Genomic DNA, 14,716 nt, shown 5'->3' with positions numbered 1-14,716 from the left:
CTGTCACTCCCCTTCGACGCGAAGCACGGATACGACGCGCTCGACCACGCCGCTGTCCGCCAGCCGGTCGACGGCGGCACTCAGCGCACTGTCGGGAGCGCGATGGGTGCCGATGATGAGGTGCGCAGTCGCGCCCTCCTCGGTCTGCGCGACCGTCTGCACGAGAGTGGCGACGGAGACGCCGCCGTCACTGAGGATGCCGGCGATGGTCGCGAGCACGCCCGGCTCGTCGGCGACCTCGAGGGTGATCTGGTAGCGCGTGGTGACATGCCCGATCGAGACGATGGGCAGGTTCGCCCTGGTCGACTCGCCGACGCCGACGCCGCCCGCGATGTGCCGGCGGGCAGCCGAGACGACGTCACCGAGCACTGCGGATGCGGTCTGCACACCACCTGCACCCGCCCCGTAGAACATCAGCGAGCCAGCCGCCTCCGCCTCGACGAACACGGCGTTGTTCGCGCCGTGCACCGATGCCAGCGGGTGCGAGCGCGGCACGAGGGCCGGGTAGACCCGCACCGAGATGGACTCGCTGTCGTCGCCGCTCAGGCGCTCGCACACCGCGAGCAGCTTGATCACGAAGCCTGCCGCGGCGGCCTCTTCGATCATGGCGGCCGTGATGGAGGTGATTCCCTCGCGGTGCACGGCGTCGAGGGGCACAGCGGTGTGGAAGGCGAGGCTGGCGAGGATGGCGGCCTTCTGCGCTGCATCGTAGCCCTCGACGTCGGCCGTCGGATCGGCTTCGGCGTAGCCGAGGCGCTGAGCGTCGGCGAGCACGTCGGCGAAGTCGGCGCCCTCGCTGTCCATCCGATCGAGGATGTAGTTGGTGGTGCCGTTGACGATGCCCATGATCCGCACGACGCGGTCCCCCGCGAGCGAGTCCCGCAGCGGTCGGATGATCGGGATGGCCCCCGCCGCTGCCGCCTCGTAGTAGACCGAGGCGCCGACCCTGTCGGCCGCTTCGAACACCTCGGGACCATGCGTCGCCAGCAGCGCCTTGTTGGCGGTGACCACATCGGCACCGGAGCCCAGCCCCAGCAGAATGTGCGAACGGGCGGGCTCGATGCCGCCCATCAGCTCGATGACGATGTCGGCGCCGGTGATCAGCGACTCGGCGTCGGTCGTGAAGAGCTCGCGGGGAAGTTCGACGTCTCGCGGCGCATCGAGGTCGCGCACGGCGATCCCGGCCAGCTCGAGCGATGCCCCGGCGCGGTCGGCGAGTTCGTCACCGTGCTTCAGCAGCAGCGACGCCACCTGGGAACCAACCGCTCCGGCTCCCAGCAGCGCCACGCGAAGTCGTCGGTAGTCAGTCATCTGCGCTCCTCAGCACGTCGGGTTTCTTCGCATTCGTCAGGCGGCGGCGCACGGCCGTCCGCAGGTCACAGCTGGATGCCGGCGTCGCGCGCCAGCAGATCCCGCATCGACTCGCCGCGCACGATCACGCGCGACGCCCCATCGCGCACGGCGACGATCGGGGGTCGGGGAACGTGGTTGTAGTTGCTCGAAAGCGGTGCGCAGTACGCGCCGGTCGCGGGCACAGCGAGCAGGTCTCCCGGCGTGACGTCCGCGGGCAGATACTCATGATCCACCACGATGTCACCGGATTCGCAGTGACGGCCGACCACGCGCACCAGCACCGGGGGCCCGCCGCCGACGCGGGACGCCAGCCGGGCGGAGTACTGCGCGCCGTAGAGCGCCGTCCTCGCGTTGTCGCTCATTCCGCCGTCCACGCTGACGTAGCGGCGCGTGCCCGCATCCAGGGTGACGTCCTTGATCGTGCCGACCTCGTACAGGGTGACGCCTGCGTTGCCCACGATGGCGCGGCCGGGTTCGAACGACAGCGCCGGCACCGGGATGCCGCGCGCGGCGCACCCCTCGGCGACCGCCGCGACGATGCCCTCGGCGAGTTCGGCGATCGGCGTCGGGTCGTCGACCCGTGTGTAGGCGATGCCGAAGCCGCCGCCGAGATTGAGCTGCGGGATGTCGCCTCCTGCAAGCAGCTCCTGGTGCACGTCGAGCAGTCGCGAGGCCGACTCGCGGAACCCGGCGACGCCGAAGATCTGCGAGCCGATATGGCAGTGCAGGCCGACGAAAGTGAGTCCGGGGATCTCACGGATGCGGGCGACGATCGCCGGAGCCTCACCGAGCGGGAAGCCGAACTTCTGGTCTTCGTGTGCCGTCGCGAGGAAGTCGTGGGTCTCGGCGTGCACGCCGCTGTTCACCCGCACCATGACGCGCTGCACGGTCCCGGTGCGCGAGGTGAGCGCGGCGAGGCGCTCGATCTCGATCGCGCTGTCGACGATGATCGTGCCGACGCCGGCCCCGACTGCACGCGCGAGTTCGGCCACCGACTTGTTGTTCCCATGGAAGCCGAGCCTGGAAGCGTCGGCACCTGCGGCCAGGGCGACCTCGAGCTCACCCCCGGTGCAGACGTCGACGTTGAGCCCCTCGTCCATGACCCAGCGCACGATCTCGGTGCTCAACAGCGCCTTGCCCGCGTAGTACACGCGTGCCGTGGTCGCGTGCTCCGACGCCGCGCGCTCGAAGGCCGTGCGCAGCGCCCTTGCGCGACTGCGCACCTCGGACTCGTCGATGACCATCACAGGCGTGCCGTACTGATGCACGATGTCGCCGGCGCCGACACCGCCGAGCTGCAGTGAACCGGCCTCGTCGCGGCCCGCTGAGGCCGGCCACACCGAAAGGACGAGGTCGTTGGCGTCGTCGGGCTCGACGAGCCATCCGGGAGCGGGTGATGAGGCAGCGGAATGCACGGAGCACCAATCGTGGGACGGACCTCGGGCGGACGGCGGCTCCGAGGTTGCCCCCGATTCTAGGGCACCGGCAGGCCGCCTCCTGTCAACCCTCCACGGCTGTGACACCGATCTGATTAGGGTGGAGGAGATGGATGACTCCTCCGGATCGGCCCGACCCGGCCGCCTCGCCTCGGCCCTGGCGGCGCTGATCCGCCGCCTGCTGGGGTGGAGGCTGGTACGCGCGGCGCTGCGCTACGCGGGTCGCCGCGGCCCCGTGCTCGCCGACGCAGTCACGTACCGCGCGCTGTTCAGCGTGTTCGCCGCCCTTCTGCTCGGCTTCTCGTCCGTCGCGCTCTGGCTGTCGAGCGACAGCGTGGCGTGGGACGCGGTCGTGTCGGCCGTCGACGCCGCGCTGCCCGGACTTGTGAAGACCACGCCGGACGGCGACGGAATCGTCGACCTCGACACGATCCGCGCTCCCGCAGGACTCTCGATCGCCGGGGTGATCTCACTGATCGGCCTCGTCGGCGCCGCATTGGGTGCGATCGGATCGCTGCGCGTCGGCATCCGCACCGTCGCAGGCACGGACGGCGCCGATGCCGCCTGGTATCTGGTGGTGGCCCGCAATCTGCTGCTCGCGCTCATCATCGCCGCAACGTTCCTCGGGGCCGCGGTCCTGACGTTCGCCGGTGAGGCCATCGTGAACGCCGGCGCGGGCCTGCTCGGCGTACCGCAGGACTCGGCGGTCGCGTTCTGGAGCGTGCGGCTGCTCTCGCTCGTCGTGGTCTTCGCGCTCGACGCCGTCCTGATCGGGGCATCATTCCGGATGCTCTCGGGCGTGCGCGCCCCGATGCGTTCGCTCTTGCCCGGTGCCGCTCTGGGCGCTCTCGCCCTCGTAGGCCTGCAGGAGCTTTCCGGGCTCTTCATCGGAGGCGCTCGTGTCAACCCGCTGCTGGCCTCGTTCGCCTCTCTGCTGGCTCTGCTGCTCTGGCTGAATCTGTCGACTCAGGTGATCCTCCTCGCCAGCGCGTTCATCGCGACGGCCGCCGATGAGGAGCGCGACAGGGTCGGGGAGCGCTACGGCTCCTCGACCCTGGCTGAGAACGCGCTGCGCCTGGCGGAGCAGGACGTCCGCTCGGCGACGGCACGCCTGCGCGATGCTCAGGAGGCGGTGGCCGCGGAGCGGTCTCCAGACTGAGCCGACGTCAACAGGTGCCGTTCTCCAACAGCGCGGGGTCCACGGCGATCCTGCCGTCCGCGGCGATGTCGGCGACGGCTCTCGTACCCTCGATCCGCAGCCCGGTCAGCGTGATCCCTGCGGGAAGCTGATCGGCGATGCAGATCCGCCGGGTCTCGACCAGTTCCCGCCCCAGTCCGCCGAACCTGTCCGAAAGCTCCTGCAGGTCGAGCAGCTCCCCCGCGACCGATGCCGACACGGGCGTCAGCAGCAACTCACCCCCGTCGGCCCCCGGAGTCACGGTCAGACCGAGCGGCAAGGCGAGCCCGAAGACCTCGACCGTGCCGCTGACGGTGACATCCGGCTCCTGGAACTCGATGCCCTCGACGGGCAGGTCGGACGGCTCGACGAGCGCCAGGAATTGGTCGGCCTCGATGGCCACGGTGCCGTGCGCGCGATCGAGCGCACCGCCCTGCAGCGGCACTCCGGTCGCGGTGACGTCCGCCGAGCCGGTGACGCCGCCGATGGTTACCCGGTCCGAGGTGAGGTGCAGCTCGTCGAGGCGGCCGACGGCGAGCTGAGGTAGCAGCAGACCGGACGCCTCGACGTGCATCTGCTGGTCGGAGGGCAGGTCGAGCTGGTCGATGACGACGGAGCGGACCACACCGGGAACCACTGCCCTGGCCACAAGCTCCGCGGCGACGACCAGCGTGGCAAGCACCACTGCCAGGATCAGCAGGACCCAGGGCCACCGCGCCCGCCGCGCCGCCGACATGTCACATCCGCTCGGGCGCCGAGACACCGAGCAGGTGCAGCCCGTTGCGCAGCACCTGGCCGGTGGCGTCGTTGAGCCACAGTCGCGTACGGTGCACGCTCTCGATCGGATCGTCGCCCTTCGGGATCACCCGGCAGTTGTCGTACCAGCGGTGGTACAGCCCGGCGAGCTCCTCGAGGTAGCGGGCGACGCGGTGCGGCTCGCGCACCTCGGCCGCGAACCCGACGATGCGCGGGAACTCCTGCAGCGCTCCGAGCAGCGCGGATTCGGTCTCGTGGGTGAGCAGCTCCGGGGAGAACTCGGAGCGGTCCACTCCGGAATCGGCCGCATTGCGCTCCACGTTGTGCGTGCGGGCGTGCGCGTACTGCACGTAGAAGACCGGGTTGTCGTTGGTGCGCTTCTGCAGCAGTTCAGGGTCGAGATCCAGCGGCGAGTCCGCCGGGGAGCGCTCCAGCGAATAGCGCAGCGCATCGGTTCCGAGCCAGTCGAGCAGATCGTCCATCTCGATGATGTTGCCCGCTCGCTTGGAGAGGCGGGCGCCGTTGATCGAGACCATCTGACCGATGAGCACCTGGATGTTCTTCTCAGGATCCTCGCCCGCGGCGCCGGCAACGGCCTTGAGACGGTTGACGTATCCGTGGTGATCGGCGCCGAGCAGGTAGATCTTGTTCTCGAAACCGCGGTCGCCCTTGTTCAGGTAGTACGCGGCGTCGGCGGCGAAGTACGTGTACTCGCCGTTCGAGCGGCGGATCACGCGATCCTTGTCGTCGGTGAAGTCGGTCGTGCGCACCCAGACCGCGCCGTCCTCATCGAAGACATGCCCCTGCTCGCGCAGCCTGTCGACGGCACGATCGATCAGACTCGGCTCACCGCCGTCTCCCGCTGCGTGCAGGGCGCGCTCGGAGAACCACACGTCGAACGGCACGTTGAACCGCTCCAGCGACGTGCGGATTTCGGCCAGCTGGTACTCGTAGGCCTGGTCTCGCGCGACGACGAGCTGCTCGTCCACTGGCAGCTCGAGCAGGTCGGGCCGCGCTGCGAGCACCCTGGCGGCGAGTTCGCCGATGTAGGCACCCGGGTAGCCGTCTTCGGGCGTGGGCTCGCCCTTCGCCGCGGCCAGAACGGAACGCCCGAAGCGCTCCATCTGCGCCCCGGCGTCGTTGATGTAGTACTCGCGGACGGCGTTCGCGCCGCTCGCGAGCAGCAGCCGCACGATCGAGTCGCCGAGCGCCGCCCAGCGGGTGTGCGCGATGTGCAGTGGGCCCGTGGGGTTGGCCGAGACGAACTCGACGTTGACCGACACACCGGCCTGCGAGTCGTTGGTGCCGTAACCGGCACCCGCCTCCACGATCGTCTTGGCCAGCGCCCCCGCCGCCGCAGCATCCAGGCGGATGTTGATGAACCCGGGACCGGCGACCTCGACCGCGGCGATGCCTTCGCTCGTGGACAGCGAGTCCGCGATCTGCTGCGCGAGTTCACGCGGGTTCGTCCCGAGACGCTTCGCGAGGCGCATGGCGACGTTCGTCGCCCAGTCACCGTGCTCACGGTTGCGCGGGCGTTCGAGGACCACGTCGGATGCCGCGATGCCCAGCTCCTCGTCGGGTCGCAGCGAAGCCGCGATCGGAGCGAGGACGGCGAGAACGGCTGCGGCGAGGGTTTCAGGGTTCATAGACGAACAATCCTAGCCGCGCTGCCAGGGTCGCTCCCGGGTGCCTTTCCGAACGAGGCGAGGTCAGCGGAACCGGCTGATCGTGCGGGTGAGTGCATCCAGCGTTTCCGCATCCGGCTCTCCGCCCGCCGCGCGCACGGCGAGGAAGGCTGCACCGATCGCGCCATCGCCGACCGGGAGCAGGTCCAGTCCCTCTGCGGCGGCACCGAGCCGCTCGAGGAAGGAGTCGCGCACCGGGCCCGTGCGCGAGAGCACGCTGCCGCCGATCACCAGCGGTCCCGGCCCCGCGAGCACCGCCGCGAGCGTGTCGGCGAGATGGCGCCCGGCGTCGCGGAGGATCCCCTCCGCGACCGGGTCGGGCTGATCGAAGGCGAAGGGTGCCAGCGCTGCGAGCTCGATCGGAGGGCGCGAGTACAGCGCTTCGATCAGGGCGTCCAGAGCGCCGGACCGACCCTGCACGACGCTCTCCGACGGAACCAGGTCGTAGTGGTCGAGAACCTGGCCGGTCAGGGCCGTGGCGGGGCCCGTGCGGTCGAGGTCCTGCACCACCGCACGCGCGATGGCGTGCCCGATCCAGAACCCGCTGCCGCGGTCGCCGAGCAGCCAGCCCAGGCCGTCGCCGGTGCCGTCGATGCGGCCGTCGCGCACCCGCACCACGCATGCGCCGGTTCCCGACACCAGTGCGTATCCGAACGGCGATGCGGAGCCGCTGAAGTACGCCGCGAGCAGGTCTGACTCGAACACGAGCCGCCCCGCGAACCCCTCGCGCATCAACCGCGAGTGCAGCCAGGTGTGGTCGCCCGATGCCCTGCTGCCCGCCATCGCAGGGGTGACGACGGCGATGTCGGCCAGCGAGGCCCCCGACGGCTGCAGCGCCCTGCCGATAGCCTCGAGGACTCCGTCTGCGGCGCGCTCAGGGCCTGCCGAGATCGGATTGCCGCGGCCGCCTATGCCGTATCCGAGGCACTCGCCGCGCGAGTCGGTGAGCACCGCCCTGGTCGAGGTTCCCCCGGCATCGATACCCAGCAGGAGCGCTTCGTGACTCATTCGTGATGTTGTCCTATTTGACGTTTTCGTCGCGTGAGAATAGTTTTCATCTCAACGCAGATTGACAGCGAAGTGCAATCAGGAGGCTATGGTGCCACGGTCCAGGGACATCGGCAACGGACTGACGATCGCTCGCCGCATCGCGGCAGGTCGCCGGGCCATGCCGACGGCGATGAGCAAGATCGCCGATGTCGTGACCGAGCACCCCACCGCCCCCGTCGAGCTGACGATAACGGAACTCGCAGACCGAGCCGGCACCTCTCCCGCGACGGTGACACGCTTCTGCCGCGCACTGGGCTTCGACGGGTACACCCAGTTCCGCGTCGGAGTGGCCAGCGAGATCGGCCGCGGTGATGCCGAGGAGAGCTGGGAAGCCGATATCGGCCGCGAGTTCGGCGCCGAGGACGAACCGGGCAAGGTGCTGCAGACGCTCGTCGCCCTGCACGTGGACAGTCTCGAGAGCACGGCCGCCCGCCTCGATCTGGACAACGTGCTGCGTGTCGCCGACGCGATCACCGCCAGCCGGCACGTCGACATCTACGGCGTCGGCGGAAGCGGGGTGATCGCACGCGAGTTCCAGGGCCGCCTGTACCGCATCGGCGTCAACGCGCACGCGTGGTCCGACGTCCACGACGGACTCACGAGCGCCGTGCTGCAGAACCGCGACTCGGTCGCGGTCGGCATCTCCAGCACGGGCCGCACCGACGAGACAGTGCAGATGCTCTCTCAGGCCGGAGCCGCCGGCGCGTTCACCGTGGCGATCACGCACGATGCCGAATCCTGGCTGGCCGGTCTCGCCGACGTGTCGCTGGCGACGGCTGCGCCCACCGGATATCTGCGTCCGGACGACCTATCGGTCAAGCACTCGCAGCTGCTCGTGCTCGATCTGCTCTACCTGCTCATCGCGCAGCAGATGTTCGGCCAGGCGTCGCGGCGACTCGCCGCCAGTGCCATGGCCGTCTCGGCGCATCGTCGTCCGGCGCGCACCGCCAAGAACCCCCACAACCCGCAACTGCTCGAGGAGATCCGATGACCGCTACCCCGTCCGACCTGCTTCGCGAGGCCACCGGCCGTCTCGACCGGCTCGCATCCGACGCCGAGGGCGGAGCCCTCGACGACGCGATCGCGCTGCTCGTCGACGCACTCGACCGCGGCGGAGTGATCCAGGCCTTCGGCACCGGACACTCGGAAGCCTTCGCGATGGAGATCGCCGGCCGTGCGGGCGGCCTCATCCCCACCAATCGCTTCGCGCTGCGCGACATCGTCATGCACGGCGACCGCGAGACCGACGTGCTGACCGGGTCCCTGGAGCGCGAACCTTGGGTGGTGGACGAGCTGATGGCGACCGTGCCCGTGGGCGAGGGCGACGTCTTCGTCATCGCCTCGAACTCGGGAGTGAACGGATCCATCGTCGGCACGGCCCTGTGGGCGAAGGAGCACGGCCACAAGGTCATCGCCGTGACCAGCCTGGAGCACACCGCTCGAGTCGAGCCCAAGCACCCCAGCGGCAAGCGTCTCAGCGAGGTCGCCGACATCGTCATCGACAACCTCGCGCCCTACGGCGACTCGACGCTGGAAGTGGCCGACGGCATCGGCGCCGGCGCGATCTCGTCCATCACGGCCGCCTTCATCGCGCAGCTGCTGACGCTCGGCGTCGCGCGCACGATCGCAGAGCGAGGCGACACTCCCCCCATGTACATCTCCGCCAACATCCCGGGCGGCGATGAGCACAACTCCGTCCTTGAGGACCGCTATGCGGGCCGCATCAGGCGGGGAGCTTGATCGGATCTCCGGTCGGCCCGAAACCCAAACACCGATCACATCACTAGGAAGGTATGAAGATGGAACTCAACGAAGCATCCATCAGCCGCCGCAACCTGCTGCGCGGCGCGGCTGCCGCAGCGATGCTGCTGCCGTTCGGCATGACCCTGGCCTCCTGCGCAGCGCCCGGCGGCGGCGGGGGCGGCGGAACCGGCCCGCAGGGCGAGGTCACCGCTGACAACCCGTTCGGCGTCGCAGCCAACGCCAAGGTCGACGCGGTCATCTTCGACGGCGGCTACGGCGTGGACTACGTCGAGAACTCGGCGAAGATCATGGAAGGCAATGAGGCACTGGAGGGCGTGACCGTCGCCGTGTCGGCCTCCACCAAGATCGCCCAGGAGCTGCAGCCGCGGTTCGTGGGCGGCAACCCGCCGGACCTCATCGACAACTCCGGAGCGAACTCGATCGGATGGAACACCATCCTCGACCAGCTCGAGGAGCTCGATGACGTGCTCGACGCGGAGAACCTCGAGGGCACCAAGATCCGTGACACCCTCTTCGGCGGCGTCGAAGCACCCGGAACGTTCGACGGACGGTTCGTGGCGCTGAACTACGTCATGACGGTGTACGGCATCTGGTACTCGTCGAGCCTGTTCGAGGAGAACGGGTGGGAGGTGCCGAAGTCGTGGCAGGACCTGAAGTCGCTCGGCGAGCAGGCCAAGGCCAAGGGCAAGTACCTGTTCCTGTGGGGCAAGGAAGCGGCCACCTATTACCAGACCATGGTCGTGGACTCCGCCGTGATCCAGGCCGGCGACGACGTGCGCCTGCCTCTGGAGAACCTGGAGGAGGGCTGCTGGTCGCACCCGGCTCTCCAGGGCATCCTGACGATCCTGCACGACCTCATCCAGTCGGGCTACGTCAAGCCTGGTGGCGGCGGCACGCAGTTCACCCAGGCGCAGGCGCAGTGGAGCCTCGACCAGGAGGCGCTGCTGTACCCCTCGGGCTCGTGGATCGAGAACGAGATGAAGGACACCACGGCCGAGAACTTCATGATGAAGGGCATCGCCGAGCTTCCGCTGGACGGCAACCAGACCACTCCTGCCGGCACGATGCGTGCCGAGGCCGGCGAGCCGTTCATCGTCCCGTCGAAGGCGAAGAACCCCGCGGGCGGCAAGGAACTGCTGCGCACCATGCTGTCGAAGGAGTCGGCGACCGCCTTCGCGAAGTCGAAGCTGGCCCCGACGATCGTCAAGGACACCGTTCCCGCCGACGGCTTCGGATCGACCGCCCTCGTCTCGCAGTCGGAGCTGCTCGCTGCAGCGGGTGACAACGTCTTCACGATCAAGTCGTTCAACCTCTACGGCATGAACTCCGACCAGCTTCCCATCTGGAACTCGTTCCTGGACGGGAAGATGAGCGTGGAGGAGATCACCAAGCAGCTGCAGGCACTGACCGACAAGGTCCGCGAGGACTCGTCGGTCACGAAGATCGAGATCAAGTGACAGCAGCACCAGGTCTTGACGCGGCGCTGGACACCGTCGCAGTCACGGCAGCTCGGGCGGGGCGGCGCAAGCCGCCCCGCCTCGGGCGGCGCAAGCTGACCTTCGACTACATCTCCTTCCTGCTGGTGTTCCTCGGCCTGCCACTGGCGATCTTCCTGATCTTCGTGATCTCGCCGTTCATCCAGGCCGTGTACTACGCGATGACGAACTGGACCGGCTTCTCGCCGAACATGGACTTCATCGGGGTGCAGAACTTCGTGAGGCTCTTCCAGGACTCGACGTTCCTGCAGGCGATGGGCAACAACGCCCTGCTGGCGATCGTCGTCCCGCTGATCACCCTGACGATCGCATTGATCTTCGCGAGCATGATCACCGTCGGCGGCGCCAGCCACGGGCAGGTGCGCGGGCTCAAGGGATCGAGCTTCTACCGCGTCGTGTCGTTCTTCCCGTACGTGATCCCGGCGATCGTCATCGCCATCCTGTGGAACATGATCTACACGCCCAGCGGCCTGCTCAACGGCATCCTGGGCCTGTTCGGCATCGACACGAACGAGTTCGCCTGGCTCGGTGACGGCCGTACGGCCATGGGAGCGACGATCTTCGTGATCGTCTGGAGCATGGTCGGGTTCTACATGGTGCTGTTCGTCGCAGCCATCAAGGGGATCCCCGCCGAGACGCTGGAGGCCGCTCGCATCGACGGCGCAGGCAGGTTCCGCACGGTGACGTCGATCCTCATGCCGCAGATCCGCGACAACGTGCAGACGGCATACATCTACCTCGGCATCCTCGCACTGGACGCCTTCGTCTACATGGCCGGTCTGAACGCGACAGGCGGTCCCGGTAACAGCACCCTGGTGATGAGCCAGTACCTGTTCCGCACCGCTTTCGAGAAGGGCCAGTTCGGCCTGGCCAGCGCGATGGGCGTCGTCCTGGCTGTACTCACCCTCGTGTTCGCCGCTGTCGTCATCGGCGTGTTCCGTCTTATCGGCGGCAAGGATGAAGGAGGACGCTCATGAGCACCGACACTCGTGCCGCGGTCACGATCGACAAGGCCAGACGGTCCGGCTCGGCGCCGCGCGACCGCACCACGAAGTCCACCACCAGCGACAAGGTGGTCGGTGGCACCTCCCACGTGATCCTGGCGATCTGGTCGCTCGTCGTGATCCTGCCGATGCTGTGGACGCTGCTCGGCTCGTTCAAGACCACCCCGGAGATCTTCCGATCGCCGTTCGGGCTGCCCGCGAACTGGAACTTCGACAACTACGTCAATGCGTGGGTGAAGAACAACTTCGGGCAGATGTTCCTCAACACGGTCATCGTCGTCGGCGTGGCGCTGGTGCTGGTCATGATCCTCGGCGCGATGTGCGCCTACGTTCTGGCCCGCTTCTCGCTGCCCGGCAGCCGAGTCATCTACTACCTGATGCTCGCAGGTCTCACATTCCCCGTGTTCCTCGCCATCGTGCCGCTGTTCTTCATCCTGCAGGGCATGGGGCTGCTGAACACGCTCCCCGGCCTGATCATCACGTACGTCGCCTTCGCGCTGCCGTTCACGGTGTTCTTCCTGTTCTCGTTCTTCAAGTCGCTGCCGTACGAGATCCAGGAGGCCGCCTACGTCGACGGTGCCAGCGAGTGGCGGACGTTCTTCCAGGTGATGCTGCCTATGGCGAAGCCGGGCATGGCGGCGGTCGCGATCATGAACTTCCTCGGTCTGTGGAACCAGTTCCTGCTGCCGATCTCACTGAACACGGATCAGAGCAACTACGTCCTGTCGCAGGGTATGGCCAGCTTCGCCTCGGCGGCCGGCTACCAGGTCGATTTCGGCGCCATGTTCGCGGCGGTGATGATCACCATCATCCCCGTGCTGCTCGTCTACGTCCTCTTCCAGCGTCAGCTGCAGGGGTCGGTGTCGCAGGGCACCTCGAAGTAGCCCGACACTCCGGATCGCCCCTCCCCGCACCTCGCGGCGGAGGGGCGATCGGCGTTCACGGACGCCTGAATTCGCATCTGGCCTCTCATCGCTTACCCTCGACCCATGACCTTGCGCGTCCGCACCCGACGGCGCCGCACAGCGCTCGTGATCGCGGGCGTGTTCGCGGTGGTGCTCGGCGTCTCCCTCAGCATCACGAGGCCCTGGCAGCCGCCCGTCGAGACGGCCCCCGTCGCGGCGGCGCAGGACGGAGTCGCTCCGGCGCCGCTCGCGCTGCCCGAGCATCCGACCCTGCTCGTCTTCGGTGACTCGTGGACGTACGGGGCTGCGGCAAGCGTTCCGACGCTGGGGTACGCGTACGTGCTCGCAGATCTCATCGGCGGGGAGACCATCGTCGACGGCGTCCCAGGCAGCGGATACCTGAGGCCCGGGTCGACAGGTCCCGCCTTCGGCGAGCGGATCGCCGGTCTCGACCCGAGGCTCGATGTCGACGCGATCATCATCCAAGGTTCGATCAACGACCGACGCGAGGACGCGGCAGCACTCCCGGCTGCGGTGAACGCGGCCTGGGACGCACTGACGCAGAAGTTCCCTGAGGTGCCCGTCGTGGTGCTGGGACCCGCCCCGCACGAGCTTCCCGTCGGCACCAGCACGGCGCGCATCGACCGGGAGCTCGCTGCCCTCGCCGGATCGCGAGGCTGGTGGTACGTCTCCCCCGTGGAGGAGCAGTGGATCACGCCCGACAACTATCTCTCCGTGATCGATGTGGGAGTCGGACGCAAGCACCCCTCGACCGCAGGACATCGGTATCTCGCAGAGAAGGTCGCGGAGGCACTGGAGCGCCTCGGGGCGGCGCCGGTGACCGCCGCAGAAGGCGAGCATCCGGACCCCGCGAAGTGAGCCGGCGCGCCGACGGCGCGCGGCAGACGGCGGTCGATGCCAGGATGGACGCATGGCTGCTGCCGGCGATCGACGCGACATCACCGTCATCCGACGTGTACGCGACCGCATCGACAGGGATTTCGCGCTGCCGTTGAACGTCGACGAGCTCGCCCGCGGTGCGCACATGTCCGCCGGGTACCTGAGCCGGGAGTTCCGTCGTGTCTACGGCGAGTCTCCGTACTCCTACCTGATGACGCGCCGCATCGAGAGGGCGATGACGCTGCTGCGCCGCGGTGACCTGTCCGTGACGGAGGTCTGCTTCGCCGTGGGCTTCTCGTCGCTTGGCACCTTCAGCACGCGCTTCTCGGAGTTGGTCGGCCTCTCCCCCAGCGCCTACCGCGCGGATCCATCCCGATCGGTCGAGGGCATCCCGCCGTGCCTCGCCAAGCAGTTCACCAGACCGGTCAGGAATCGAGAAGCGGTCTCGGCGTCCTCGTCCTAGCGTTGAGCACATGAACATCAGCATCCACAACGCCTTCCTGCCGCACACCGATGCCGACGCCGCCCTCGGCTTCTACCGCGATCTGATCGGCTTCGAGGTCCGCAAGGATGTCGGGTACGAGAACATGCGGTGGATCACCGTGGGGCCCGCCGGTCAGTCGACCTCGATCGTCCTGCACCCGCCGGCTGTCGACCCCGGCATCACCGACGAGGAGCGCGAGACGATCCTCGACCTCATCGCGAAGGGCGTCTACGGAGCCGTGACGCTCGCGACGGAGGACCTCGACGGCCTGTTCGAGCGCCTGGAGGCAGGCGGCGCCGACATCGTGCAGGAGCCGACCGATCAGGACTACGGCGTGCGCGACTGCGCGTTCCGAGACCCCTCGGGCAATCTCATTCGCGTGAACCAGCTCTGAGGCGCGGAGGGACGTTCGTGCCCCCGCGTCACCGGCGGCTTCTCCACACGCCGCAGGCACAGAAGCACGTCGCGTTCCGCGAAAAGGGCGGCGCGCGGAGCCTCCGGCCGGCGGGGCCCGTCTGGCGAGGGGTGTAGAACGTCGAAGCGGGGCCCCCCCCCGGCGGGCCCCCGCGGGGGGGGCGGCCGCCCCCCGGGGGGGGGGGCCCCCCCCCTTCCGTCTCTCTCGGGTCAGTCCTCCTCGGCTGCCCGCCTGGCCGCTCCGTCGGCTGCCTCGTCGATCGTCGTCGACGCGCGGTGGAGGAATCCC

General features: G+C 68.5%; 14 protein-coding genes. 9 read left to right on the top strand and 5 right to left on the bottom strand.

Annotated features, from left to right (window positions below):
• Positions 1-3: 3 nt before the first annotated feature.
• Positions 4-1,311 (bottom strand): homoserine dehydrogenase, encoded by a 1,308-nt coding sequence (locus RIN43_RS14295; RefSeq protein WP_309129598.1) that lies wholly within the window; start codon positions 1,309-1,311, stop codon positions 4-6.
• 65 nt (positions 1,312-1,376) lie between these two features.
• A complete protein-coding gene (gene lysA / locus RIN43_RS14290) occupies positions 1,377-2,768 on the bottom strand; it encodes a diaminopimelate decarboxylase (RefSeq protein ID WP_309129597.1) in 1,392 nt (463 codons plus the stop codon).
• 130 nt (positions 2,769-2,898) lie between these two features.
• Here lysA and RIN43_RS14285 point away from each other — a divergent pair, with 130 nt between their 5' ends.
• Positions 2,899-3,948 (top strand): YhjD/YihY/BrkB family envelope integrity protein, encoded by a 1,050-nt coding sequence (locus tag RIN43_RS14285; protein WP_309129596.1) that lies wholly within the window; start codon positions 2,899-2,901, stop codon positions 3,946-3,948.
• Positions 3,949-3,955: 7 nt separating this feature from the next.
• On the opposite strand, the gene RIN43_RS14280 is transcribed toward RIN43_RS14285, so the two are convergent.
• The 3 genes from RIN43_RS14280 to RIN43_RS14270 all read right to left on the bottom strand — a co-directional run bounded on the left by RIN43_RS14280 (position 3,956) and on the right by RIN43_RS14270 (position 7,418).
• Entirely contained in the window at positions 3,956-4,702 is a 747-nt protein-coding gene (locus RIN43_RS14280; protein WP_309129595.1) for an LmeA family phospholipid-binding protein, read from the bottom strand.
• Position 4,703: 1 nt separating this feature from the next.
• On the bottom strand, positions 4,704-6,371 hold the full coding sequence (gene argS, locus RIN43_RS14275; RefSeq protein WP_309129594.1) for an arginine--tRNA ligase: 1,668 nt from the start codon (positions 6,369-6,371) through the stop codon (positions 4,704-4,706).
• A 63-nt stretch (positions 6,372-6,434) separates the two neighbouring features.
• Positions 6,435-7,418, bottom strand: coding sequence for a BadF/BadG/BcrA/BcrD ATPase family protein (locus tag RIN43_RS14270; RefSeq protein WP_309129593.1), 984 nt, complete (start codon positions 7,416-7,418; stop codon positions 6,435-6,437).
• A 91-nt stretch (positions 7,419-7,509) separates the two neighbouring features.
• On the opposite strand from RIN43_RS14270, the gene RIN43_RS14265 reads away from it, so the two are divergent.
• The 8 genes from RIN43_RS14265 to RIN43_RS14230 all read left to right on the top strand — a co-directional run bounded on the left by RIN43_RS14265 (position 7,510) and on the right by RIN43_RS14230 (position 14,407).
• Complete coding sequence (locus tag RIN43_RS14265; protein ID WP_309129592.1) at positions 7,510-8,451, top strand: MurR/RpiR family transcriptional regulator; 942 nt, start codon at positions 7,510-7,512, stop codon at positions 8,449-8,451.
• Entirely contained in the window at positions 8,448-9,200 is a 753-nt protein-coding gene (locus RIN43_RS14260; RefSeq protein ID WP_309129591.1) for an SIS domain-containing protein, read from the top strand. Before RIN43_RS14265 ends, RIN43_RS14260 begins: the two co-directional genes overlap by 4 nt.
• Positions 9,201-9,259: 59 nt before the next feature.
• Positions 9,260-10,681, top strand: a complete 1,422-nt coding sequence (gene ngcE / locus RIN43_RS14255) for an N-acetylglucosamine/diacetylchitobiose ABC transporter substrate-binding protein (RefSeq protein ID WP_309129590.1) — start codon at positions 9,260-9,262, stop codon at positions 10,679-10,681.
• Positions 10,678-11,697, top strand: a complete 1,020-nt coding sequence (locus RIN43_RS14250; protein WP_309129589.1) for a sugar ABC transporter permease — start codon at positions 10,678-10,680, stop codon at positions 11,695-11,697. The genes ngcE and RIN43_RS14250 overlap by 4 nt, the downstream gene beginning before the upstream one ends.
• The gene (locus tag RIN43_RS14245; RefSeq protein WP_309129588.1) at positions 11,694-12,608 is read left to right on the top strand and encodes a carbohydrate ABC transporter permease; all 915 of its coding nucleotides are present in this window, start codon (positions 11,694-11,696) and stop codon (positions 12,606-12,608) included. The genes RIN43_RS14250 and RIN43_RS14245 overlap by 4 nt, the downstream gene beginning before the upstream one ends.
• Before the next feature lie 105 nt (positions 12,609-12,713).
• Positions 12,714-13,508 carry an SGNH/GDSL hydrolase family protein gene (locus tag RIN43_RS14240; protein ID WP_309129587.1) on the top strand — a complete coding sequence of 265 codons (795 nt, stop codon included), beginning with the start codon at positions 12,714-12,716 and terminating at the stop codon, positions 13,506-13,508.
• A 52-nt stretch (positions 13,509-13,560) separates the two neighbouring features.
• The gene (locus tag RIN43_RS14235) at positions 13,561-13,992 is read left to right on the top strand and encodes a helix-turn-helix transcriptional regulator (RefSeq protein ID WP_309129586.1); all 432 of its coding nucleotides are present in this window, start codon (positions 13,561-13,563) and stop codon (positions 13,990-13,992) included.
• 10 nt (positions 13,993-14,002) lie between these two features.
• Positions 14,003-14,407, top strand: a complete 405-nt coding sequence (locus RIN43_RS14230; RefSeq protein ID WP_309129585.1) for a VOC family protein — start codon at positions 14,003-14,005, stop codon at positions 14,405-14,407.
• Positions 14,408-14,716: the final 309 nt, after the last annotated feature.

Origin of the sequence: Microbacterium sp., from assembly GCF_031178445.1 — a bacterium.
GTDB lineage: Bacteria > Actinomycetota > Actinomycetes > Actinomycetales > Microbacteriaceae > Microbacterium.
This window is presented reverse-complemented; position numbering and strand designations above follow the sequence as displayed.